Here is a 25,646-nt window from a genome sequence, read left to right as displayed (position 1 = left end):
CATGACGCGCGAACTCGCGGCGGAACAGACCGCCACAGTCTTTCCGCTCTCTCCGGCCCAGCTCGGCATGTGGTATGCGCAGCAACTGGATCCGAGCGTGCCGCTGTCGGAGGCGCAGTACATCGAGATGCGCGGACCGCTCGATCTGGGGGCACTGCGTAACGCCGCTGCCGTCGCCGGGCGCGAATTCGGTTCCGGCGTACTGCGATTGGTGGAGATCGAGGACCGGCCCTACCAGGTCGTCGACCCCAATATCGAGCCCGCCGTGGAGTTCGAGGACTTCGCCGATCGGGCGGAACCCGTTGCGGCGGCGCTGGAATGGATGCGCGCGGATGTGGCCGCACCCATCGATCTGCTGGGTGAGCGGGCGGGCATCACCGTGGTGATCCGGGTCGGGTCCGACCATCACCTCTGGTACACCCGCGCCCACCACATTCTCATCGACGGCTTCGGTTCGGTGACCATGCTGTACCGGGTCGCCGAGCTGTACAACGCGGCCGTACGCGGCGAATCCGCACCCGCGGGCACCGCCGCTTCCCTGCTACAGGTGCACGAAGCCGAACTGGCATACCGTGATTCGAGCCGCTTCGGCTCCGATGAGCGGTACTGGCGCGAGGTCACCGCGGGCATGCCCGAACGGTGCAGCCTGGTCTCGGCCACCGCCCCCGCCTGCGCCCTGGGCCGCGAAGCCCGCGCCCAACTCGGAGCCGATATCGCCGCACGCCTGGAGAGCGCGGCGCATCGCTTCGACGCCAGCTCGGCCACCGTCGTGATGGCGGCGCTGGCGCTGTACTACGCGCGGCTGACCGCCACCGAGGACGTGGTGCTGAGCCTGCCGGTCTCGGGCCGCACCACGGCGGTGCTGCGCCGCTCCGGCGGCATGATCGCCAATGTGGTGCCGTTGCGCCTACGCGTGCCCCGCGAGGGCACGGTGGGCGAGGTGCTCGACGCGGTTCGGGTGGCGGCCTCGGGGGCCTTGCGCCACCAGCGTTTTCGCGCCGAGGATATGCACTGGGGTGCGGGGGATCGGCCTGCTGTCGGCGTGGATGCCGGGCCTGATTCGGGGGTGCCGTCGGGCGGCGACGGTATGCGTCCGGGCGAGGCTCGGGAGGACGCGGCACGGCCGGAGTTCGGTCGCGGCTTCGTCGGCCCGGTCATCAACATCATGCTGTTCCCGGCTGGAATCGACTTCGCGGGCGTCGATTCCAGCCTGCACGTGCTGACCTCCGGTCCGATCGAGGACCTGTTCGTCAACTTCTACCAGCATGGCGCGGGCGCACCGATTCACGTCGACTTCGCCGCGAATCCCCGGCTGTACGAAGAGGATTCGCTCTCCCGACAGCACCGCCGCTTCCTGACTCTGCTCGAATCCCTGCTGTCCGCCGAGGCCGATACGCCGCTGACATCCCTGGAGTACTACACCGCCGACGAGAAGCCACTGCTCGCGGGTTCACACGGTGCGAAAGCCCCGGAACCCCGCTTGCTACCGGAGATTCTGGCAGCGGGGCTGCGACAGGCAGGGCGCGACGGCCTCGCCGTCATCGGCCGAGACCGCCAACTCACGTACGGCGAACTCGACGCGCTGTCGAACCGCCTGGCGCGCAGGCTCCTACACGAATCCGCCGAATCCACACACGCGTCGTTCCCGGCGCTCGGACCGGAATCAACTGTGCTGCTGTCACTCCCACGCTCCATCGAGGCGATGGTCGCGCTGTGGGCGGTGGCCAAAACTGGAGCCGCTTTCGTACCGCTGGGCACCGCCATGCCCGCCGACCGAATGGCGCGCATCGCCTCCGAATGCGGCGCGACCCTGGGCCTGACCCTTGCGAATTCCGCCGACCTGCCCGACGCGGTGCGCTGGATTCCCCTGGACCACCTGCTTTCCGAGCAGGCCGACCCGGACGGCCTGGCCGAACGCGTGACGAACGAATCGTTTATTCAGGGTCTGCGGAGCGCGCCGCCTGTCGCGCCCGCTGGACCGAGTGCCCCTGACTCCGTTGGAGTGCCCACCGAGGACGTTCCCGGTATTCCCGCGTCCGATCGGCCCGATGGGGAGTCTGCGCCTGCAGCGCCCGATGGGGGGTCTGTGCCTGCTGTGCCCGATGGGAAGTCTGCGCCTGCTGCGGTGGATGCGCCGCATCGCGACGCAGGCCCGGATTCGCCGAATGACCTGGGCGGCAAGGTCACCGGGGTGCGCTACTCCGCCGATCCGCTGGCCGCGCATGAGCTGCGCGGTCGGCCGCGGCTGGCCAACCCGGCATATGTGGTGTTCACCTCCGGGTCGACGGGGACGCCCAAGGGCGTGGTGGTGACCCATGCGGGTCTCGCGGGTTTGGCTGCGGCGATGGTTGATTCATACCGGGTCGCACCCGGTGCCCGGGTGCTGCAATGCCTGAACCCGAGTTTCGACGCGTCGGTGCTGGAGTGGCTGATGGCCTTCGCCTCCGGCACGACCTTGGTTGTCGCCGAATCCGATCCGGTGCTCGGGGACGAATTGGCGGCGTTGGTCCGCGATTACGGCATCACCCAGGTGTGTTCCACCCCGGCGGTGCTGTCCACCCTGGAGCCGGATGCTCTGGACGGCGTGCGCGCGGTCTCCTCCGGCGGCGAGCCGACCCCGCCGGATATAGTGGCGCGCTTCGGAATCGGCCGTGACCTGCTCAACTCCTACGGTCCCAGCGAATCCACGGTGGCCGTCACCTACACCAGGGGCCTGGTGCCCGGTGAGAACGCGGGCATCGGCGACCCCATCCCCGGTGCGGGCATGCTGGTCCTGGATCGCTGGCTGCGCCCGGTCCCCATCGGCGTCGCCGGTGAGCTGTATGTGACCGGCCCCGGTGTCGCACGCGGCTACGTCGGCAGACCCGGCCTGACCGCCGAACGCTTCGTCCCCGCCCCCGGCGGCGGTCGCATGTACCGCACCGGCGATCTGGTCCGCTGGACACTCGGGTCGGTCTCGACTCCCGGTGCGTCGGGAGTGGATTCCGAACTGCGCGGCAGCCGTCCCGCCCCGGTGTTGGAGTACGTGGGGCGAGGAGACTTCCAGGTCAAGTTGCGGGGGATGCGGATCGAGCTGGGGGAGATCGATGCGGCGCTGAATGCGCATGCGGCGGTGGAGATCGCGGTCACCGTGGCGCGGCCGGGGCCGGGTGGGGGGACGGTGCTGGCGGCGTATGTGGTGCCGCACGCGGGGGTGAGTGTCACCGAGGCGGATCTGCTGGATCATGCCGCGCGGCGGCTGCCGCCCTATATGGTGCCGGGCACGGTCACCGTGCTGGGGGCGTTGCCGCTGACGGCGAATGGCAAGGTTGATCGCCGGGCGCTGCCCGAACCCGTTGTCGCGCAGCCTGTTCACCGCGCGGAGCCGGCGAGTGCGACCGAGCGGATGCTGTGCACGCTGTTCGCCGAGATTCTCGGTACGGCCGAGGTGGGGCCGCATACCTCGTTCTTCGCGCTGGGCGGCGATTCGATCATGGCGATCACGCTGGTCTCGCGGGCGCGGGCGGCGGGGTTGATCTTCTCGGCGCGGGAGGTTTTCGAGCATCGCACCCCGGCGGGTCTGGCCGCCGTGGTCGCTCTCGCGGACGATCGTCCCGCGCAGCTCGCCGAGCTGCCCGGTGAGGGTGTGGGTCGGCTGCCGCTCACCCCGGTCGCGGCGTGGTTGTTGTCCCGGCCGGGCTGGGAGCATTTCGCCCAATCGATGGTCGTTCAGCTGCCGCTGGGTATCGAACGTGCGGCGCTGACTCGCACCGTTCAGGCGCTGCTGGATCGGCACGACATGCTGCGCGCTCGTATCGTTCCGGCCGCATCCGGGCTGGAGTTGGAGGTGCAGCCGCCGCACCTGGTGGATGCCGCCGCTCTGATCGCGAGAGTCGCTTGTACCCAATACGATTCGACGGTCCCGCAGACCGTCACCCGACCGTCGCGCGATACGGGATCGGACATTGCCGGTCAGGCCATTGCGGATGCGATCGAACCCGAGTTGGCCGCGGCGGTGACGCGCTTGAACCCGCGTGCCGGGATCATGGTCGCGCTCACCTGGCTGGATGCGGGTCCCGGCGTATCCGGCCGACTTGTGATCGCGGTGCACCATCTGGCCTGTGACGCGGTGTCGTGGCGAATTCTATTGCCGGACCTGATGTCTGCCTGGTCCCAGGCTTCCGCCGGGGCCGTTCCGGTCCTGCAACCCACCGGAACCTCCATGCGTGCCTGGGCGCACGCGTTGCGCGATATCGCGGAATTTCGCGACTCGGCGCGCACGGAGGCAATGCCGGACGTCGAGGCCCCGGTGTGGCCCGCCAGTGAATACGACTACTGGCGAACGGTTTTGGCCGAGGATCCGGTGTTGGGCACGCGGCGGCTGGACCCGGCGCTCGATACGCACGGCTCAGTAGGACGGCTCGAAGTCGAGATATCCGATACCGCCTCGGCAATATTGGTGAGCCGGATCGCCGCCGCCTATCGCTGCGGCGTCGAAGATGCGCTACTGGCCGGGCTGGCCCTGGCGTTGGCTCGTCGCCGCGGGCCCGTCGATTCGGAAACCGTTGTCGCAGTCGAGCGACACGGGCGGGACGAGACGGTGGTGCCGGGCGCGGAACTGTCGCGGACCGTCGGCTGGTTCACCGCGCAGGTGCCGGTGCGACTGGGACCCGTTGCCGTGGATTCGGCGGTGGGAGCGTTGAAACTGGTCAAGGAGCAATTGCGAAGTGTGCCCGGGGGCGGACTCGGGTACGGGCTGCTGCGGTATTCGAGCGAGAGCACCGGTGCGGGCCTGGCTCAGTTGCCGGAGCCGCAGGTGGGGTTCAACTATCTCGGCGTGATTCCGGCGCTCGAGATTGCGGGGGAGTGGTTGCCGGTGGGGATGGCGGCCCGTCTCGGCGGTCACGCTGACCCGGAAATGCCTTTGGCCGCAGTGATTTCCGTGGACGCGGTGGCATTGGAGTCGGAGCGCGGACTGCGGATTCGGGCGGTGTGGCAGTACGCCCCCGGGGCAATCGAGAGCGGTGAGGTCGAGACACTGGCGCGCGAATGGGCAGTGGCGGTGGCGGAGATCGCCGATTCGATTCGCGATCCGGAGGCCGGTGGAATCACACCGGTCGATGTGCCCCTCTTGGCTGTCAATCAGAACGAAATCGATTCGTGGGAGCGGGATTACGGACGGTTGGACACCGCGCTGCCGCTGACCCCGTTGCAACGCGGACTGCTGTTCCAGGCGCAGTTGGCCGGGGGCGGGGCCGATGGGTATTCGGTGCAGGCCGTCATCGATGTGGAAGGCGATCTGGATCCGGCTCGCCTGACGGCGGCCACCCAGGCGCTGGTCCAACGGCATGAGGTGCTGCGGGCGGGCTTCGCGCAGTCGGGAGAGCACGCGGTGCAGGTCATCGCCGCCCGCGTGCAGGCCCCGTGCGAGTACCGCGAGGCCTTCGGTGCGACCGAGTCGGAGTTGGATGCGATAGCGGCGCAGGAGCTTTCGAAGCCTTTCGACGTGGCGAAGCGGCCGCTCATCCGATTCCTGTGCCTCGCGATGGGTGAGCGCCGGTATCGGCTCGTCATCACCAACCACCACCTGATTCTCGACGGCTGGTCCATGCCGCTGCTCTTCGCCGAACTCGTCGGCCTGTACGAAACCTCCGGGGACGACAGCGGATTCGCGCCGCCGGTCCCGTTCGGCGACTACCTCGTATGGCTCTCCGGCCGCGATACCGAGCGGGCCCGCAACGTGTGGGCACGCTCGCTGGCCGATCTCGACGGCCCGACTTTGGTCGCGCCCGCCGCCCCGCGCGCCGATACGACCACCGCACCGGTCGCGCACGCGGTACCCCTGCCCGATGACGCCGCCGAACGTCTGCGCGCACTGGCCGCCTCCTGCCAGGTCACCGTGAACACTATTGTCCAGTCGGCGTGGGCGCTGCTGCTCGGCACGCTCACCGGCTCGGCCGATATCGTCTTCGGCGCAACGGTTTCCGGACGGCCACCGGAGCTGCCGGGTTCCGACCGCATGGTAGGCATGCTGGTGAACACGGTCCCGGTCCGCATCACCCTGGACCCGCGCGAAACCGTCGCCGATCTACTGACCCGCGTACAGCGTGAACAGGCCGCCCTCGGCGATGCGCAGTACCTCGGCCTGGACGAGATCCACGCCCACACCGGCCTCGGCCCCCTCTTCGACACCGCAACGGTTTTCGAGTCCTACCCGGTCGACGCGGCCGCCCTGACCGCCGCCACCCGCCAGGCCGAACTGGCCGTAACCGGCATCCGCGCACACGACGGCACCCACTACCCCCTCTCCCTGGCCACCTACGCCAATGCCGGATTGCGCCTGGAGCTGACCAGATCACCCCGCTATTTCGATGGTCCACAAGCAGATTCGATCGCAGAGGCGCTCGCGCACCTGCTGATCGCCCTCACCGAGGACCCGCAGCGCCGAATCGGAGCCCTGCGCACCGGCGATGTGCTGGATTCCCCTGCCGTACGCCATGGTGCACCGTCGAACCCGATACGCCTGCTCCCGGACCTGCTCACCGCGGCAGGACTGCCGAATGCGGTCGCGATCACCAACGCTGCGCCGATCGCCGGCACTCGTGGTGATCCGGAACTGATGACGTACGCGGATCTCGACTCGCAAGCGAATCGCTTGGCGCGCACCTTGATCGAGGCCGGAGCAGGTCCGGAGCGAACGGTGCTGGTCGCCCTCCCGCGCTCGCTCTCATCCATGGTGGCGATCTGGGCGATAGCCAAGTCCGGCGCAGCCTTCGTCCCGGTGGATATCACCCAGCCCGCTACCCGAACCGCAACGATCGCCGCCGAATGCGATGCCCTGCTGGGCATCACCGATTCCACGGTGTCCGACGACCTGCCACGCAACCTCTCCTGGCTGCTACTCGACGCCCCGGAAACACGCGCCCGCATGGAAGATTCGCCCGCGGACCCGATCACCGACGCCGACCGCACTACCCACTTGCGCCCCGACCACGCGGCCTACGTCATCTTCACCTCCGGCTCCACCGGCACCCCGAAGGGCGTGACCGTCACCCATACCGGCCTGGCGAACCTCACGAATGCGACCGCGCGGCACTGTCTCCTCGACCGCGACACCCGAATGCTGCACTGCCTCAACCCGGCCTTCGACGCCGCGATCCTGGTGTGGCTCAGCACCTTCGCGGCCGGAGGAACACTGGTCGTGGCGCCGCCCGAAGCGAACGCCGGTGCCGAACTCGGCGCCGCTCTCGTCGCGAGTTCGGCCACCCACCTGATCTGCACCCCCACCGTCCTCGCGACCGTGGACGTCGAGACCCTGAACTCGGTCCGCGTCATCGCGACCGGCGGCGAGCCCTGCCCACCCGCCCTGGTAACCCGCATGACCGCCACCCGCGACATGCCGCAGCGCATCATGGTGAACTCGTACGGTCCAGCCGAGACCACGATCGCCGCCGCTTACGGCGAGCCGATGATGGCCGAGACCGCCGCCGTATTGGGCGCTCCGGTCCCCGGTGCGACCCTGCTGGTGCTTGACGGCTGGTTGCGCCCGGTGCCGGTGGGAGCCGTCGGTGAGCTGTACGTGTCCGGTCCAGGCGTGGCTCGCGGATATGCCGGGCGCGCAGGACTTTCCGTGAGCCGGTTCGTCGCCGACCCGTATTCCGCCGGACAGCGCATGTACCGCACCGGTGACCTGATGCGCTGTACCGAGGCCGGATTCGAGTACGTGGGGCGTACGGATTTTCAGGTGAAGGTGCGTGGGATTCGCGTCGAGCCCGGTGAAGTCGATGCCATGCTCGTCACCCATCCGCAGGTGGAGTCCTCGATTACCGTTGCGCGGGAAACCGCTACCGGCGCAACCATGTTGGTTTCCTTCGTCACCCTCGCCGCAGCTGTGACGGTGCACGTGGCCGCGACGGACCTCATGTCCTGGGCTGCGGCCCGGCTGCCGCGTTACCTGATGCCGTCGAGCATTCAGATCCTCGCGGAATTGCCGCGGACCCGGACCGGCAAGATCGATGTGCGCGCGCTGCCGGAACCCGAAGTGGCGCAGGCGGAGTACGTCGAGCCGGTTGGGGTCGAGGTGTTGATAGCCGAGACTTTCGCCGAGGTGCTCGGTCATGAACGCGTGGGTGCCCGCGACGATTTCTTCGCCCTCGGTGGTGATTCGCTGATCGCGACCCGGGTGGCGGCCCGCCTCACAGCCGAGTTGGGTTCTCCCGTCCCGGTTCGGCTGCTGTTCGACGCCCCGGCTGTCGCCGATCTGGCTCGGCTGTTTACCGAGACCGGAGTGCGCCGCGTATCCGGTCCTGCGCTGGTGCCGGGCCCGCGTCCGGATCCGGTGCCGCTGTCGCCCGCGCAGCAGCGGATGTGGTTCGTGAATCGCTACGATCCGGCTTCGCCCGCGTACAACGTGCCTGTGGCGCTGCGGCTTTCGGGACGATTGGACCGGGTCGCGCTGCGGGCCGCGCTTTGCGATGTGCTCGAGCGGCATGAGAGCCTACGCACCGTCTACCCCGATATCGACGGTGTCGGCGGGCAGCTTGTGCTCACCGTCGACGAGGTGCCGCTGGATCTGGAACCCGTCGCGATTGCCGCCGAGGGACTGGCTGCCGCGGTGATCGATACTGTGACAGGCGGTTTCGACGTCACCGCCGCTGTCCCTTTGCGCTTGCGGCTGTTCCGCATTACCCCGGGCGGGTCGCTTCCGGTGCCCTCGAATGGGCCGCTCACCGTACCTGATCAAGGCGCTGCGGCATCGGGTTCGCGCTCAGCGGCATCGCATGCAGACTCGGATGTGGACGAGCATGTCATCGTGCTGGTCGCGCACCATATCGCCACCGACGGTTTCTCGATGGCCCCGCTCACTCGGGACGTGGCCGCCGCATATGCGACGCGTGCGGCCGGGCAGCGGCCTGCCTGGGCGGAGCTGCCGGTGCAGTACGCGGACTACACGCTGTGGCAGTTGGCGCGGCTCGGGGATGAGGGGGATTCCGGGTCGCTGCTGGCTCGGCAGGTGGAGTTCTGGTCGCGGACGTTGGCGGGACTGCCGGATCACGTCGAGTTGCCCGCCGATCGGCCGCGTCCGGCGCGTGCGAGCCATCGCGCGGGGGAGGCGACAGCCCGGCTGGACGGCGCGCTGACGGCCGGAATCGACCGTTTCGCCCGGAGGCACCGGGCGACCCCGTTCATGGTCGTACACGCCGCGCTGGCGGTGCTGCTGGCCCGGCTGAGCGGCAGCGGGGACGTGGTGGTGGGCACCCCGGTGGCCGGGCGCGGGCATCGGGACCTCGATGAGCTGGTCGGAATGTTCGTGAACACCCTGGTGCTGCGCACCGGCGTCGAGCCGGGGGAGAGCTTCGCCGCCCTGGTGGACCGGGTGCGGGAGTCCGATCTGGCCGCCTTCGAGCACGCCGATGTGCCGTTCGAGCGACTGGTCGAGGTGCTCGCCCCGGCGCGTTCGGAGGCCCGGCATCCGCTGGTGCAGATCATGCTGGTGTACCAGAACCTGACGATTCCGGAACTCCGCCTGCCCGAGCTGACGGTGGCTCCAATCGATCTGCCGCAGAGCAACACTCGATTCGACCTGAGTGTGACGGTGGTCGCGGATGTGGACGGCACGCAACTGCGATGCGCCTATGCCACAGACCTTTTCGACGAATCCACGGTCGCCGCGTTCGCTGATCGCCTGGTGCGGCTGCTGGCCACGGTCACGGCCGATCCCGAATTGCCGGTGGGGGATATCGACCTGCTGACCACCGCCGAGCGAGATCAGTTGTCGACCGAGATGACCCCGGCTGCCGCGCCCCGCACACTGGCCGAACTCATGGCCGAAGCGGTCGCCGCCAACCCCGACGGAGTCGCGGTGAGCTGCGCCGACCGCCTGCTCACGTACCGCGAGATCGATGAGCGGTCGAGACAACTCGCCGACCGCCTCACCCGCGCCGGAGCCGGGCCGGAAACCCTGGTGGCCGTGGGCATCCCGCGCTCGATCGAATCCATCCTCGCGATCTGGGCGATCACCCGCACCGGCGCGGCCTTCGTCCCCGTCGACCCGGCCTACCCACCCGAACGCATAGCCCGCATCGTCGACGTCTCCGGCGTGACCCTCGGCCTGACGGTTTCCGCACAGCGCGACCGTCTGCCCGACACCGTCGAGTGGTGGTGCCTCGACGCCGACCTCACCGCGAAATCCGCTGCGGCGCAGCCCGAGACCGGACGTAGTGACGAGTCCACTCTGCCGCGAGGCGGCGATGCCGACCAAAGCCGCATCGCAGAGTCTGATCGGCTCGGCCGGTCGTCCGGTGGCCTCGCACCGCGGGCACACCCCGGGAACCCCGCGTACGTCATGTTCACCTCCGGATCGACCGGTGCGCCGAAGGGGGTGGTGGTGACGCACGCCGGTCTGGCGAATCTCGCCGAGGCACAGCGCGTTCGTGACGGAATCACCTCCGATTCCCGCGTATTGCAGGTGGCGTCACCGAGTTTCGACGCCTCGGTGCTGGAATTGACCATGGCATTGAGCGCGGCCGCGACACTGGTGGTGGCTCCGCCCACTGTCTTCGCGGGTGCGGACCTCGCGGAACTTCTTGCCCGGGAACAGGTCTCGCACATCGCCATTACGCCGTCGGCGCTGGCGACGGTCGACCCGGCGGGTGTGGATCGACTGCGGGTGATCATTACCGGTGGTGAGCCCTGCCCGCCAGAACTGGTCGCGGCCTGGTCCGCGCCGAATCGCCTGCACTTCAATGATTACGGCCCCACCGAGACCACGGTGTGGGCGACAGGCAGTGCGGCGCTGCGCCCGGGTGATCCGATCACGATCGGCGCACCCGCTCCGGGTGTGCGGGCGCTGGTCCTGGATGATCGGATGCGCCCCGTCCCCGAGGGTGTGATCGGCGAGCTGTATCTGTCCGGAATCCCGGTGGCGCGTGGCTATTACGACCGCCCCGACTTGACCGCCGCCCGCTTCGTCGCCGATCCGTTCATGCCGGGGCGGCGCATGTATCGCACGGGCGATCTGGTCCGCCATCGTAATCGCGATCTGGAGTATCTGGGCCGCACCGATACCCAGGTGAAGCTGCGCGGCCTGCGCATCGAGCTGGGTGAAGTGGAAGCCGCGTTGATCGCCGATCCGGCCGTGGCCCGCGCCGTCGCGCTGGTGCGTGCGGACGCTCGCGGCGGAATGCTGGTCGCCTACGTGATTCCGGAGACCGGAGCCGGAGTGGATCCGGTGGCGCTGAAGCGTTCGGTGGCGCAAAGGCTTCCGTCATATATGGTCCCGGCTGCCATCACGGTGCTCGATGAGCTCCCGCGCACCGCGAACGGCAAGCTCGACCGCGATGCCCTGCCCGCACCGCAGCTCATCGCCGGTGCGCACGAGGCGGCGATCGGCCCCGAGGAGGAGGCGGTGGCGGCCGTCTTCGCCGAGGTGCTCGGCATCGATCAGGTCTGGCGCGATGACGATTTCTTCGCCCTGGGCGGTAATTCGCTCATTGCCACCCAGGTGGTGGCCCGGCTGGGTGGTCTACTCGATCGGTCAGTTCCGGTCCGGGCCCTCTTCGACGCACCGACGGTGGCCGAACTGGCCGCGTTCGTCGCCTCGGGCACGGCCGCCGATCGCCCCCGCCCCGGCCCCCGGCCGCGTCCCGAACGGATTCCGCTCTCGGCCGCTCAGCAGCGCATGTGGTTCCTCAACCGCTATGACCCCGGATCGCCCGTCTACAACATTCCGGGCGCGTTCGGAATCGAAGGGACACTCGATATCTCGGCATTGCGCGCCGCAATCGACGATGTGGTGGAACGGCACGAAACCCTGCGCACCATCTATCCCGTGGACTCGGACGGCCTGCCGTATCAGGAGATCCGCCCCGCCGCGCCGGGAGCCACACCCGTCACCGAAATCGCCACGAACGTAGGGGAAGTCACGCAGCGCCTGATGTCGGAGCTGTCCCGAGGCTTCGACATCACCCGCGAACCCCCGCTGCGCGTCTGCGTCCTGCACACCGCACCCCAATACGCGGTGCTGGCGCTGGCCGTACATCACATCGCCGCCGACGGCTGGTCCATGGCCCCGCTGGCGCGAGATGTGCTGGGCGCGTATCTGTCCCGGGTCTCGGGCGAGAAGCCGAACTGGACCCCGCTCCCGCTGCAATACGCCGATTACGCGCTCTGGCAGCGTGATCTGCTCGGCTCCGACGCCGATCCGGAAAGCCTCGCGCACCACCAACTGGACTTCTGGCGCGGCACGCTCGCCGGATTGCCCGAGGTGCACCGCATCCCGGTCGATCGCCCCCGGCCCGAACTCCCGTCCGGTATCGGCGACCGCATCGAATTCGCCATTCCCGCAGTGGTTCACGACCGTATCCAGGTCCTTGCCCGCGCCCAGGGCGCGAGCCCGTTCATGGTGGTGCACGCCGCCCTGGCGGTGCTGCTGGCCCGGCTCTCCGATGACACCGATATCGCGCTCGGCTCGGTGGTAGCGGGCCGAGGTGACGGCGAATTCGATGATCTCGTAGGCATGTTCGTGAACACGGTCGTCCTGCGCTCACGCCTGAACCCGGCCGCGAACTTCGCCGCGACCCTGGCGGCCACCCGCCGGGCCGATCTGGCCGTCTACGGCAATATGGATCTGCCCTTCGAACGCCTGGTGGAGGCGCTGGCCCCGGTCCGCTCCACCGCGCATCATCCGCTGTTCCAGGTGCTGTTGGCCTTCCAGAATGTGCGGATTCCGCGAACCACGCTGCCGGGCTTGGAGATTCGCCCGTTCGAGGCCCCGGCTCCCGGTTCGAAGTTCGATCTCGAATGGATGCTGGCCGAGCAGTTCGGCCCGGCGGGTGAACCGGCGGGCCTCACCGGTGCGCTCACCTTCGCCACCGATCTGTTCGACCGCGCCACCGCGCGAACCATGACCGACGCCTTCGTCGCCCTGATCACCGCGGTCACCGCCACCCCGGACGCCCCGATCGGTGTGGTCGAGGCGGGTGGACTCCCGCCCCTCACGGCGAGGATTCATGACGAGGATGCCCCCGCGGTGAACATTCACCCCGAACCGCAGCGGCGTCCGTACCGCGCCCCGCGCACCGATGCCGAACGCGCGCTCACCACATCCTTCGAGACCGTGCTGGCGGCCGATCGGATCGGCGTGGACGACAACTTCTTCGAGGTCGGCGGCAACTCCATGGCCGCGGTGCAGCTGGTCACCCTGGTTCGCGAACGCACCGGCATCCCTGTGCCGCTGCAATGGATGTTCCTGGACCCCACCCCCGCCGCGCTGGCCCGGCGGCTCGCCGAGGCCGCCGAACAGCCGGGCGTGGAGCCATCGCTGCGGGTGCTGCTTCCCATGCGCCCGGCGGGGGACGGACCGGCACTGTTCTGTATCCATCCGGCCGTCGGATTGGCCTGGTGCTACGGCGGTCTGGTGCAGTACATCGATCGTGCCCACCCGGTCTACGGACTGCAATCGCCGGGCGTGGTGGATGGCGGCACCGCCGATCGCACGATTCGCGATCTGGCCGTGCGCTATGTCGAGGAGATCCGCCGGGTGCAGCCCGAGGGGCCGTATCACCTGCTCGGCTATTCGGCGGGCGGTTCCGTCGCGCACGCCATAGCGGTCGAATTGCGCGGTCGCGGTGCGCGAGTCCCGTCTTTGATCATGATGGACGCCCGGGCTCAGGTGCGGATCACCGCCGATACCGACCTGCCGCCGCTGGCCATGTTGCTGGCCGAATTCGGCGGCATCGATGTGCCCGCGGGCTTCGAGGGCGTAACCCCCGCACAGGCCGCGGACCTGCTGGCCGCCTCCGGAATCTCCTTCACCGCAACCGAAATCGAGCACTTCTACAGCGATCTGCGACATCTGCTGCGGCAGATCTCCGACCATCGACCCGATGTCTTCGACGGTGATCTGATGTTCGTCTCCGCCGCGGGCAATCCGGATCCGACGCCGAATATCGCCACCTGGCGTCCGTTCATCGCGGGCGCGATCACCGAACATCCGGTCGGGTTCACCCACAACCAACTGGTCACCGCCGCCGCTCTGGCCGAGATCGGCCCGCTGATCACCGCATATCTGGATCGGCTATGAGGGTGGCCGGGCGAATCCTATTGGCATAGCTTCCGGCTGGTGAAGAATGGGCGGGGACAACCCGCTCGGCTACGGAAGGCTCGGACTGTGTCGGTGAACGGGAGACGGCTGCTGCGCGCGGCGGCGGTGGGGCTGGGTGCGCTCGGCGCCGGAGAACTGCTCGCCGCGACCCGGGGCGGTTCGGTGATCGACGGGATCGGGCGGCTGGGGGCCGATATCGCGCCCGTTCCGGTGGTGGAGGCCATGGTCGCCCGGGCCGGACGGTACGACAAGGAGGCCACCCGCGCCGCCGTGGTGGCGAATGTCGTTGCCGGGTCCGCGGGTTTGGCCCTGCTGCCCGAGCGCCTGCGCACGCCCGCGGTGGCGGCGCTCGGTGCGGGGGCGAGCGCGCTGGCGCTGCGCGGTGCGAATCGGTCGGCCGCGGGCGCGTTCGGCGGTATCGCGGCGGCGGGTGTACTGCGTGCCGGATTGCGCCGCCCAGCTGGCGGGCTTGGGTCCGGATTGCTGTGGGCCACAGGCGGAATCGGCATGCTCGCGGCTGCCGAGACCCTCATCCGGCGCGCGGATAAGCGGCACGGCGAACGGGTGCGGCAACTCGGGCCGATGGGTTCGCATGTGCCGATGGCCGAGGACGGGCTCGGTTCCGAACCGGGATTGTCGCCGCTGATCACCAAGGTCGGCAGATTCTATGTGGCGGACGTGAATTCGCGGCCGCCACGCATCGATCCGCGCGAATGGCGGCTGGCCATCACCGGTAAGGTCGCGCATCCGCTGCGGCTGTCGCTGGCGGATCTGGCCGAACAGGCGGTGGAATTCGACGCGGTCATGGTGTGCGTGCACAACACGCCGGGCCAGCATCGGGCCGGTAATGCCCGCTGGTTCGGGGTGCCGCTGACCGCGCTGTTCGATCACGCCATGCCGGACACCGATGCGACCCGGCTGGTCACCCGCGCGGTCGACGGCTACACGATCTCGCTGGATATGGCGAAGCTGCGCACGGGGGAGCTGCCCGGCTACCTGGTCATCGGCATGAACGGTGAACCGCTGCCGCCCGAACACGGTTTCCCCGCAAGGGTTTTCGTGCCTGGCATCTACGGTCAGTACACCGGCGCGAAGTGGATCTCCGAACTCGAACTCTCGGACGACTCACACGTCGACTACTGGTGGAAGCGCGGCTGGACGAATGAAACCCTGTGGGTGACACCGCAATCCCGCATCGACGTGGCATCGCCGGGTGCGGGCAGTCCGGGCAAGACCACCGTCGCCGGTGTTGCCTGGGCTCCACCCCAGGGCGTTTCGGCCGTCGATATCCGGGTCGACGGAACCGATTGGCTCCCGGTGGAACTCGGCGCGGAATCGGCACCCGCCGCCTGGCGGCGCTGGCGCACGGTGGTGGACCTCCCACCCGGCACGCACACCATCCAGGCCCGTGTCACCGGCCGCTCCGGCGAAGTCCAAGACGGAGTCGACCGCCCCAGCTTCCCCTCCGGCCCGAGCGGCTTCCACACCGTGACCCTCACCATCTGAGGCCGCCGCGCGCACGGCCGGTGATCCTGCCGGACTTTGGGCCGGATGCGAGCGCGGCTCGAGCCCGACAGGCACGGGGTGGCATTGGCAGGGGTGGGCATTCGCCGGTTCACTCGCACGGCCGCGGATCGCGTCTACCTGTGGCGATGACATCTGTCATGGGTGAAACGTGACGGACGTGTGGGGTATCCGCCGGCCGCCCGTTCGATAGTGGAGTCATGAATACTCCGATGCCGGGCGGCGGTCGGGTCGGCTGGGCGGGTGCGGTCCTCGAGCGTCGCCTGCCGTCGTGGCCTGCGGTAACGTCCGGCGATGTGGTGGACAGTCGGGAGAGTATTGCGCGGCGCCGGCGATTCGGCTGGATCTTCGCGGCCGTGTGGTCGGTGTACCTGATCACACCGCTGCGCCGGGCCTGGGAGCTCGACGGTGATGTGGCCCGGGTGTACACGCTCATCGCGATCGTGGCGTTCGGGATCGCCTATATCGGCTCGTTCTGGCGGCTGCTGCAATTGCCGATGACGGGGCCGGCCTGGCCGAACCCGCCATCGCGCCTGGTGTTCCCGCTGCTCGCCCTGCAATTGGCGCTACTCGGTGCGGTCGCGGTGACGCTGCATTCGCATGCGGTGCCGCTGGCGGTCTATCCGGCTTCGTTCCTGGCGTTCACACTGCCTATCGCGCAGGCGATTCCGACGCTGATCGGGTTGATCCTGGTGACAGCGGTCATTCCGCAGGCGGTGGCCGGCGATGCGCCCGACTGGGGCATCATCCAATCGATGGCGATGTCCGCGTTCGCGGTGGGCGGGATCCGTCAGCTCATCCAGCGCAATCAGCAGTTGAATCTCGCCCGGCAGCAACTGACCGAACTGGCCATCGCGGAGGAACGCCTGCGGGTGGGCCGCGATGTGCACGATATCCTCGGTCATTCGCTCACCATCATCACGGTGAAAACCGAACTGGCGCAACGGCTCATGGAGATCGATCCGGAGCGCGCCAAACAGGAGCTGGTCGACGTGGAGCGGCTGGCCCGCGAATCGCTGGCCGGGGTGCGCAGCACCGTCGGCGGCCTGCGCGAGGTATCGCTCGCGGGCGAACTCACCAATGCGCGAACGGCATTGCGCGCCGCCGAGATCGAGGCGGATCTGCCCGTCGCGGATGGGCTCCCCACCCGGCACAGCGTCGTCTTCGCCTGGGTGCTGCGCGAGGCGATCACCAATATCGTCCGGCACAGCGGAGCCCGGCACGCCACCGTGCGGGTGACCCCGCTCAGCATCGAGATCAGTGATGACGGCGGCGGATTGGGCGACGGGAAATTCGGCTCCGGCCTATCCGGACTGTCCGAACGAGTCCGCGCCACCGGCGGGACGCTCACCGTGGCGAACCGGCCGGAGGGCGGATTGCGGGTACTGGCAAGCTTTCCGGCGGCACCGATGGGAGACCCGCGATGATCAAACTTCTGCTCGCCGACGATCAGGCACTGGTGCGCGGCGCACTCGCCGCGCTGCTGGGTCTGGAACACGATCTGGAGATAGTCGCCGAGGTCGGCCGCGGTGATGAGGTGCTCGCCGCCGTCGAACGCACGAATCCCGATGTGGCCCTGCTGGATGTGGAGATGCCCGGTATGGACGGCATCGAGGCCGCGGCCCAACTCCACAAATCACACCCCTCCGTCCGCATCCTCATGGTCACCACCTTCGGCCGCCCCGGCTTCCTGCGCCGCGCCATCGACGCGGGCGCGGACGGCTTCGTGGTCAAGGACACGCCCGCTCGCGAACTGGCCGACGCCGTCCGCCGAGTCCACATGGGCCTGCGCGTAGTGGACCCCGCCCTAGCCACCGAAACCCTCACCGCGGGCACCTCCCCCCTCACCGCCCGCGAACGCGAAGTCCTCGCCGCCGCCTCCGACGGAGCTACCGCGGGCGCGGTAGCCAAATCCCTCCACCTCTCCGAAGGCACAGTCCGCAACCACCTCTCCTCGGCGATCGGCAAGACCGGCACCCGAACCCGCGCCGAAGCAGTGAAGGCCGCCGAACGCCTCGGCTGGCTCTGACACGTGCCTTCCCGCGCTGCCGGGACGCCCATCGCGCCGACCGCGCTGGGCTGGTGAACTTTTCGTGCAATTCCGTGGATACCTTGCGGGGAACCCGCGCCTGGGCGCTGGGGTTGCAGGAATAGTTCACCGCTGCGCGAACCGGCGGGGCCGTCGGTCAGAACCGGCCGCCGCGGCTGATGCGGCGGGAGCCGTCGGAGCCGCCGAAGGAGCCGGGGCCGTAGTTGCCGCCGCTGAAACCGCCGCCGCCGCGGCTTGCGCCGCCCATACCGCGCAGCATGCCGTCGATGAGGACGCCGCTGAGGATGGCACCGGTTTGGGAGTTGGAGCTTGCCTGTTGTGATTGCCATTCGCGGACGGCGGCCTGGGCGGTGAGCAGGGCTCGGGTGCCGAGTTCGGTGGCGCGCTGGGCGGCGGTAAGGGCTTGGGCCGGATCGGATTCGGTGAGTTGGCGGGCCTGGTCGAGGCTGCGCTGGGCTTCGGCGAGGCGGGTGCGGGGTTCGGCGTCGACGCCGCCGCGCCGGGTGCTGATGAAATCGGTGGCGGCGTTGATCTGACTCAGGGCCGCGGTCATCGCCTGATCGAGGCGGCGGGCCAGGTCTTCGGCGGCGACCTTGCGATCGGTGGCGGCGGCGATCGCCTTGTCCAGCACGGTATCCGCGGCCACCGCCCGCTGGAACGTCCCCAGCGGATTGGTCGCACCGTCCCGGCTCGCCTCATCGAGCGCGGTGCGCGCTGCGATGGCGGCGGTCGCGAGTTCGGGGCCGCCGTGTTTGGTGAGGGCCGCCGCGGTGCCGAGATCCATGCGCAGTTCCTCGATGATGCCGGGCAGTCCGGCGCGCGCCTGCTCGATATCGGTGGCGGCGGTATCGACCGCATCCAGCAGTGTCCGTGCGGTATTGATGGCCGCCTCCGCCCCGCGAATGGCCGCCACCGCCGCACCCTGTTCGCCGACGGGCCGGGCCGCCGCCGCACGGCCTTCCTGAATACCTTTGTCCGCGAAGGCAATTCGTTCCTGCGCCATATTCACGTTGTCGTGTACGGGTGCCAGCACCGAGGCCGGTTGCGCCGCCACCAGCTGTGCGAGCGTCGCCGTCGAGCCGGGCACCCGGGCGGTCAGCTCGACCAGATCCCGGGTCAGCGCGTCCAATCGTTCGCCCGCGTTGATGAGCAGATTCCGCATGGCGTCGAATTCGGTGACTTTGGCGTCGAGTTCCTGATCCGCGCGCCCGCAGGTGCCGATGAGTTCCACCAGCATGGTGTGCTGTTGCTCGGGTGTTTCGGGAATATCGTCGTCGAGTTGCTGGCGGATGGAAAAGGCTTTGGCGAGCGCGTTCTTCGCCGCTTCCAGCGCCGCGGTGAATGGCGCGGTGGCGGTCGCGCCGAATTCATCGGTGGCGAGCCGCAATTCCTCTGCGCTGGTGCGAATCGCATTGTCGGTATCGACCAGCAACTCTTTGGATCGCGCGTCCAATGCGGCGAGCGGCAGTGCGTTGAGCGCCGCGGTGTCCGCCGGATCGACCTTGCGCGCGGCCTCCAGCTCGGCGCGCGAACGCCGTGCCTTGCGCCCGCGCGACCACAGCAGCACCGCGCCCACCACCAGCGCCACCACGAGCACGAGCACCAGTACCACCCAGATGCTGGTCCCGCCCCCGCTGTCATTCATGGCCGCCGACAAGCCATTAGCCGTCGCGATCGCCGCCCCCGCCCAATCCCCTGCGCGCAGCTTGGGCTCCACCTGATCGATCAGCAGCCGATCGACCTGCTTCTCACTGACCGATTCGGGCGCGCTGCCGGTGAACGCGTACCCGCGATCACCCACCGCGACCGCGAGCAGCACATCCCGATTGCCGAAGTTGGAGGCTCTCGCGGTCTGCTCACCCCAGCTCTGCGCGTCCATCCCCGCGAAGTCGTGGACATACACGACCCACAGTCGCTCATGGTCTTTCGTGTACAGCTCGTCGATCGCCGACTGCACCTGAGCCGTCTGCCCGCCGCGCAACGCGCCCGCCAGATCGGTGACATAGCTGGGCAGCCGCTGCGGCTGCTCGGCGTGCGCGGAAGCGCCCCCGCCGATGGGAACAATCAAGGCCAGCACGAAGCCGGACAGCAGCATGGAGAGCTGCTTCGGAAGCCGCATCGTATGAATCTATCCGGCGCACGCGGGGCGCGAGGTTTCATCCGGTCACCCGTGTCGGCGGCCATGACTACGATCAAAGGCGTGATCACGATCGATTCCCCGTACACGGGTCATCTCGCCCCCGGCTCCAACCCGCAGCAGCGGAGCGTTTCCGGCGCGCGCATCGTGAAGATGTCGGTGGGCGCCATGGATAACAACGTGTACCTGGTGCAGTGTGCGAGAACCGGCTCGACGCTGCTCATCGACGCCGCCAATGAGGCGGAACGCATTCTGGAATTGCTGGACCAGGAGGCTCCCCAGGGGGTCGAGCTGCTGGTCACCACGCATCGCCATCCGGATCACTGGTGGGCCCTGGCCGATGTGCTCACCGCCCGCGAGATTCCGTCCGCCGCGCATGAACTCGATGCCGAGGCGCTGCCCGTCCCGCCGACCCGCATCCTCACCGACGGTGACAAGATCCGCATCGGCGAGCTGGAGTTCGAGGCCATTCACCTGAGTGGTCACACCCCGGGTTCGGTGGCGCTCGCCTTCACCGACGGCGACGGCCGCACCCACCTGTTCACCGGAGATTCGCTGTTCCCGGGCGGCGTCGGCAAGACCGGCTCGCCCGAGGAGTTCACCTCGTTGCTCGGCGATGTCGAAGCCAAGCTTTTCGCCCGCTACCCGGATGACACCGTGGTGTATCCCGGCCATGGCGATGACACCACCCTCGGTGTGGAGCGCCCGCAATTGCCCGAGTGGCGGCGGCGCGGTTGGTAAAACTCCGGAACCGCGACCTCGAGCCCGCCTCGGCGCCGGCGCAGGTCGACCAGTCCCGTGACGGCAATGTCGCGGGATGGCTGGCCTGGGCGCGCCGACTGCTGATCGGCGGGGTGCTCATGGGGCTGCTGGTGATCGGCGGTACCGCGGTGCGGGTCTGGCAGGTGGCCCGCATCGATGACTGGGCGCCCGCCGACGCGATCGTGGTGCTTGGGGCCGCGCAGTACGACGGCACCCCGTCCTCGGTCTTCCAGGCCCGATTGGATCAGGCGTACAAGCTTTTTCAGAAGGGTGTGGCCCCGCTCATCGTGACGGTGGGCGGAAAACAGGTGGGGGACAACTACACCGAGGCCGCGTCCGGCAAGAACTATCTCAAGGATCGCGGCGTCCCGGCGGATCGGGTGCTGGCGGTGGAAACCGGTTCGGACACTTTGCAGAGCGTCGAAGCGGTATCCAGAGCCCTACTGGCACGCGGTAAGTCGTCGGTGGTGCTGGTGAGTGATCCCTGGCATTCGCTGCGCACCCGCACCATGGCGCGCGATGCCGGACTCTCGGCATGGACCGCGCCGACCAGGACCGGGCCCGCGGTGTACACGCGGGAATCGCAGGCGCACGGCATAACTCGCGAGACCTTCGCGCTGCTGTGGTACCAGCTCACCCACTATTCGGCCGATTTCACCTACACGGCGGAGCAGTGAATATGCGCATCGACTACGACCGGGTGTACAGCGAGCACGATCGGGAGCGCCTGGTCCCGGAGACCGATAGAACCGCCGGATTGAGCTGGTCGCCCGCCCCGGCGCGGCGCAGCGAGTTCGCGCGTGATCGAGCGCGGGTGCTGCATTCCGCGGCATTGCGCAGACTCGCGGACAAGACGCAGGTCATGGGTCCGCGCGATGGCGATACCCCGCGCACCCGGCTCACCCATTCGCTGGAGGTCGCGCAGATCGGCCGCAGCATCGCGGACGGTCTGGGCTGTGATCCGGATCTGGTGGATCTGGCCGGGCTGGCGCACGATATCGGGCATCCGCCGTACGGGCACAATGGCGAGAAGGCGCTCGATCAATTCGCCGACGCGCACGGGGGATTCGAGGGCAATGCGCAGAACCTGCGCATTCTCACCCGGCTCGAACCCAAGGTCATCGATGAGCAGGGGCAGAGCTACGGGTTGAACCCGACCCGCGCGGCTTTGGACGCGGTCATCAAATACCCCTGGGGCAGAACGGGTCCCGGCTCCAAGTTCGGCGCGTACGACGTGGATATGGATCGTTTGGCCTGGGTCCGCAAGGGCGCGCCCGATCGCAGGCAGTGCCTGGAGTCGCAGGTCATGGACTGGGCCGATGACGTCGCCTATTCGGTGCACGATGTGGAGGACGGCATCATCGTCGGCCGCATCGATCTGCGCGCGCTGGCGGATCCGGTGGAACAGGCCGCGCTCGCGGAACTCGGTGCGCGCCAGAAGAAATCGCCCAGCGTGGATGATCTGGTGGCGGCCGCGCAGCGCCTGTCCGAACTTCCGGTGGTCACCGCCGCGGCCTCCTATGACGGTTCGCTGGCGTCGTCGGTGGCGCTCAAGAGCCTCACCAGCGATCTGGTCGGCCGTTTCGCCACCGCCGCCGTCGAGGCCACTCGCGCCGCCTGGGGTGGTCGCCAATTGTGCAGGTACACAGCGGATCTGGAGGTGCCGCGGATCGTGGCGGCCGAGGTCGCGGTGCTCAAGACCATGGCGCTGCGCTATGTGCTGTCCGATCCGATCCATCAGGTTCGCCAGGCCGGGCAGCGCGAACGGATCCTGATGGTGGCGCATCATCTGCTCGATATCGCCCCGCGTGGCCTGGACCGGCTGTTGCTGCCCTGGTGGGAGGATGCGAACGATGACTCCGCTCGGGTTCGGGTGATCGTCGATCAGATCGCCTCGTACACCGAAAGCCGCCTGGAGCGGGTCGCCGCGGTAATCCCCTGATATATAGGTTTCGCGGACCGAATCGGAAACCGCTACGGTGAGCGGGAAAATTCGCTAGAGCGGGCCGCAACGAGTCCGCGGAGGGGGGATCGTGGATCCGAATCACCCGAATTCGCCGGATAAGCCCGTCGGGCTGGACAAGCAGGCCGGGGGCGAGCAGCCCGCGCAGCCGTCCGCGCCGGATCCGACAGTGGTGGCGTGGTCATCGCAGCAGCCGCCGTATCCGGGCGCTCCGGCCCAGGATCAGCAGGCGGCCTGGGGTCAGCCGCAGTGGCCGAATCAGTCGGATCCGGCTTACGGTGCGCAGCAGCCCTATCCGGGTCAGCCGGGGTACACCGCGCCCGGTGGGTATCCCGAGCAGCCCGGTTACACCGCGCCCGGTGGCTACCCGGAACAGCCGGGGTACGCGCCCGCCGGTGGTTTCCCGGCGGACCCCTACGGCGGTTCGGGTGGCTATCAGCAGTTCCCGCCACCGCAGTACCCCCAGCCGTATCCGCCGCAGGGTCCGGCGGGTCCGCCGCAGGGCACCAATGGTTTCGCCATCGCGGCGCTGATCACCGGTCTGCTCGGCATGTGCCTGCTCTCGGTGCCGTTCGGCGTGATCTCGCTGAGCCAGATCAAGGATCGCAATCAGCAGGGCAAGGGATTGGCGATCACCGGCTTGATTTTGACGGGCGTGTGGGCGCTGGTCGGCGTCATCGTGTTCGCGGTGGGTGTCGCGGATACGAAGGACAGCGTCGACTCGATCTCGCCGCCGCCGTCGTTCTCGATGCCGGCGATACCGTCGTTCTCGGTGCCCGCGCTGCCGACCACCACGGCGCCGTCCACCTCCGGTGCCGGGTATACGCTGCTGCGCAATCTCAAGGACGGTGATTGCGTCAACGGTGTGCATCGTAAGGTGTCGATCAGCGGTGCGACCGTCACCTCCTGCACCAGCGCGCATGACGGTGAGGTGTTCCTGAACTTCAATCTGCCCAGCTTCCAGGGTGATCAGCAGTCCAAGGATTACGCCGAGACCAAATGCGCCGAGGTGTTCGACCGGATCGACTCCAAGGTTTCCGGCCTGAGCTACCTCTACTACCGGCCGCACAGCCAGTCGGAGTGGAATACCGATCCGTCGGTGCAGTGCATCGCCATTCAGGACGATGAGACCAAGCTGAACAGCAAACTGCCGCGCTGATTCAGCCGCAGTGGTTCAGATAGAACGGAATGGTTTCGGCGGGCGGGCCGTCTGCGAGCAGGCGGCCCGCGTCGAAGACCAGCACCCGGTCGAAATCGGTGAGCAGGTCCAGATCGTGTGAGATGACCACGATCCGCTGCGGGAGTTCGCGCAGCAGCCGGGTGATGCGGCGTTTATTGCGCAGGTCCAGCAGGGTCGTGGGTTCGTCGAAGATGACATGCTCGGGGCGGATCGACAGCACCGCGGCGATGGCAAGCAATTGCTTCTGCCCGCCGCTGAGCAGGTGCGCGGGGTGATCACGGAATTCGGTGAGGCCGTATTCGGCGAGCACCTCCGAAACCCGTTCGGCGATATCGGCTTTGGCGAGACCGTGGTGTTTGAGCCCGAAGGCCAGATCCTCGGCGACGGTCGGCATGACGATCTGCACGTCCGGATCCTGGAAGACGAATCCGACGCGGCGGCGCACGGCCCGGCCCTGTTTGCGGGTATCGAGGCCGTCCACCCGCACCTGTCCTCGACTGGGGACCTGGAGGCCGTTGAGCAGGCGCGCGAAGGTGGACTTGCCCGAGCCGTTGGAGCCGATCACCGCGATTCGGCGTTCGGTGAGCGTCAGATCCAGGCGTGCCAGCACCTCGCGATCACCGAAGCTGTGCGAGACGGCGTCGAGTTCGATCACGCGCGGGCCGCACTTTTCTTCGAAGGATCCGGAATCATCGGATAGGCCTGGCGCACCGCGAGAGCGGCCAGTGAGCCGATCACGGTTTTCACCACATCGCCCGGCAGGAACGCGACCGAGCTGACGATCGCCTTGTGCAGCGGCAGCTGCGCGGCCACCGCCATCCACGGCACGCCGATGGCGTAGAGCACGACCGCGCCGCCGAAGAAGTTGATCGCCAAGGCGATCGGCAGGTTGTAATGCCGCCACAGGCGTTCGGTGAGCAGGCCGATCACCAGTGCGCCGATCGGATAGGCGATGACGAAGCCACCGGTCGGTCCCATGATCACCCCGAGTCCGCCGCGGCCGCCGGACAGCACCGGCAGGCCGATGAACACCAGTGCGTCGAAGAGCAGGATCGCCAGGAAGCCGCGCTTCGTGCCGAGGATCGCGCCCGCCAGAATCACGCCGAGGGTTTGCGAGGTGAAGGGTGCGAAAGCACCCGGCAACTGGATCAGGGGGAAGAACCCGAGTACCACCATGATTGCCGCGAACAGCGCTACCTGCGCCAAATCCCTACTACGCACCGGGGCATCCTATGCGGACCGGGGTCCGGGGTGGTGGGCCACGTCTGATGCGCACACCTTCGGCAACTCGTCAGTCGAGGCCGCGCGCGTCCAATGCCTCGCCGACCTGATCGGCCATGCGCAGGGTGCGAATCAGCAGCGGGATGAGGAATACGGTGCTGCGTTCGATGCCGCGGGCGCGTTGGGCGGCGCGCACCAGCTCGGCTTGTTCGCGAATAACCGGGATGAATCGGATAGTCATCGCGATCAGCAGGCCGACGCGATCCGGTCGCACGCCGAGGGGACGCAGTGGGCGCAGCGCCTTTTCGATGGTGTCGATCATGGCCGAGGTGCGCGTGGTGAGCGTCACGAGATTGGCGAGCAGGACCAGGGTGAGTACGCGTTCGCCAACCAGGACTGCGCTCTGCCAACCGGTGAACAGCAGCTGCGCGATCATGATCAGGGCCAGGAATGGCGCGAGGCTCAGCACCTGGCGGGCGGTCGCGGGCCAGGGGATGCGGGCAATCGCGTACAGCGCCAGCACAACCGCGAGCGTGGTCGCCAGCCACATGATCGACGGCACGAAGAAGAGCGCGGTTCCGGCCACGGCGAGTACCACGAGCTTCGCCCCGGCGGGCACGCTGTGCACCGGGGTCGAGGAGTCGTGATAGAGGCTGAGCACCGGTAGATCCTGGCAGAAACCGGACCCGGGTATTTCGTGAGGTCGGGTAACTCCCTGGGTACGCC

At 68.3% G+C, this 25,646-nt stretch carries 12 protein-coding genes; 8 read left to right on the top strand and 4 right to left on the bottom strand.

The window, feature by feature from the left end; translation table 11 throughout:
• Position 1: 1 nt before the first annotated feature.
• The 4 genes from AB0L82_RS20900 to AB0L82_RS20885 all read left to right on the top strand — a co-directional run bounded on the left by AB0L82_RS20900 (position 2) and on the right by AB0L82_RS20885 (position 17,636).
• Positions 2 to 14,062, top strand: coding sequence for an amino acid adenylation domain-containing protein (locus tag AB0L82_RS20900; protein ID WP_364638505.1), 14,061 nt, complete (start codon positions 2 to 4; stop codon positions 14,060 to 14,062).
• 93 nt (positions 14,063 to 14,155) lie between these two features.
• Positions 14,156 to 15,589 carry a molybdopterin-dependent oxidoreductase gene (locus AB0L82_RS20895; protein WP_364638502.1) on the top strand — a complete coding sequence of 478 codons (1,434 nt, stop codon included), beginning with the start codon at positions 14,156 to 14,158 and terminating at the stop codon, positions 15,587 to 15,589.
• A 218-nt stretch (positions 15,590 to 15,807) separates the two neighbouring features.
• A complete protein-coding gene (locus tag AB0L82_RS20890) occupies positions 15,808 to 17,034 on the top strand; it encodes a histidine kinase (RefSeq protein ID WP_364638499.1) in 1,227 nt (408 codons plus the stop codon).
• On the top strand, positions 17,031 to 17,636 hold the full coding sequence (locus tag AB0L82_RS20885) for a response regulator transcription factor (RefSeq protein ID WP_364638496.1): 606 nt from the start codon (positions 17,031 to 17,033) through the stop codon (positions 17,634 to 17,636). Before AB0L82_RS20890 ends, AB0L82_RS20885 begins: the two co-directional genes overlap by 4 nt.
• Positions 17,637 to 17,793: 157 nt before the next feature.
• Here AB0L82_RS20885 and AB0L82_RS20880 read toward each other — a convergent pair whose 3' ends face one another.
• Positions 17,794 to 19,776, bottom strand: a complete 1,983-nt coding sequence (locus tag AB0L82_RS20880; RefSeq protein ID WP_364638493.1) for a TPM domain-containing protein — start codon at positions 19,774 to 19,776, stop codon at positions 17,794 to 17,796.
• A gap of 63 nt (positions 19,777 to 19,839) precedes the next feature.
• On the opposite strand from AB0L82_RS20880, the gene AB0L82_RS20875 reads away from it, so the two are divergent.
• From AB0L82_RS20875 to AB0L82_RS20860, 4 genes are all read left to right on the top strand, one after another.
• Positions 19,840 to 20,535, top strand: a complete 696-nt coding sequence (locus tag AB0L82_RS20875) for an MBL fold metallo-hydrolase (RefSeq protein ID WP_364638490.1) — start codon at positions 19,840 to 19,842, stop codon at positions 20,533 to 20,535.
• A gap of 119 nt (positions 20,536 to 20,654) precedes the next feature.
• The gene (locus AB0L82_RS20870; RefSeq protein ID WP_364640376.1) at positions 20,655 to 21,233 is read left to right on the top strand and encodes a YdcF family protein; all 579 of its coding nucleotides are present in this window, start codon (positions 20,655 to 20,657) and stop codon (positions 21,231 to 21,233) included.
• A gap of 2 nt (positions 21,234 to 21,235) precedes the next feature.
• Positions 21,236 to 22,498, top strand: a complete 1,263-nt coding sequence (locus AB0L82_RS20865; protein WP_364638486.1) for a deoxyguanosinetriphosphate triphosphohydrolase — start codon at positions 21,236 to 21,238, stop codon at positions 22,496 to 22,498.
• Between the two features lie 91 nt (positions 22,499 to 22,589).
• Positions 22,590 to 23,678 (top strand): DUF4190 domain-containing protein, encoded by a 1,089-nt coding sequence (locus tag AB0L82_RS20860; protein WP_364638483.1) that lies wholly within the window; start codon positions 22,590 to 22,592, stop codon positions 23,676 to 23,678.
• 1 nt (position 23,679) lies between these two features.
• Here the strand turns inward: AB0L82_RS20860 and AB0L82_RS20855 are convergent, their stop codons facing one another.
• The 3 genes from AB0L82_RS20855 to AB0L82_RS20845 all read right to left on the bottom strand — a co-directional run bounded on the left by AB0L82_RS20855 (position 23,680) and on the right by AB0L82_RS20845 (position 25,581).
• Positions 23,680 to 24,354, bottom strand: coding sequence for an ABC transporter ATP-binding protein (locus tag AB0L82_RS20855; protein WP_364638480.1), 675 nt, complete (start codon positions 24,352 to 24,354; stop codon positions 23,680 to 23,682).
• On the bottom strand, positions 24,351 to 24,920 hold the full coding sequence (locus tag AB0L82_RS20850; protein WP_364638477.1) for a biotin transporter BioY: 570 nt from the start codon (positions 24,918 to 24,920) through the stop codon (positions 24,351 to 24,353). The genes AB0L82_RS20855 and AB0L82_RS20850 overlap by 4 nt, the downstream gene beginning before the upstream one ends.
• Positions 24,921 to 24,990: 70 nt before the next feature.
• Positions 24,991 to 25,581 carry an energy-coupling factor transporter transmembrane protein EcfT gene (locus AB0L82_RS20845; RefSeq protein WP_364638474.1) on the bottom strand — a complete coding sequence of 197 codons (591 nt, stop codon included), beginning with the start codon at positions 25,579 to 25,581 and terminating at the stop codon, positions 24,991 to 24,993.
• Between the last annotated feature and the right edge of the window lie 65 nt (positions 25,582 to 25,646).

Origin of the sequence: Nocardia sp. NPDC052001 (assembly GCF_040680615.1) — a bacterium.
Classification (GTDB): Bacteria; Actinomycetota; Actinomycetes; order Mycobacteriales; family Mycobacteriaceae; genus Nocardia.
The sequence above is the reverse complement of the archived record's forward strand: the minus strand, read 5'-3'. Positions and strand labels throughout refer to the sequence as shown.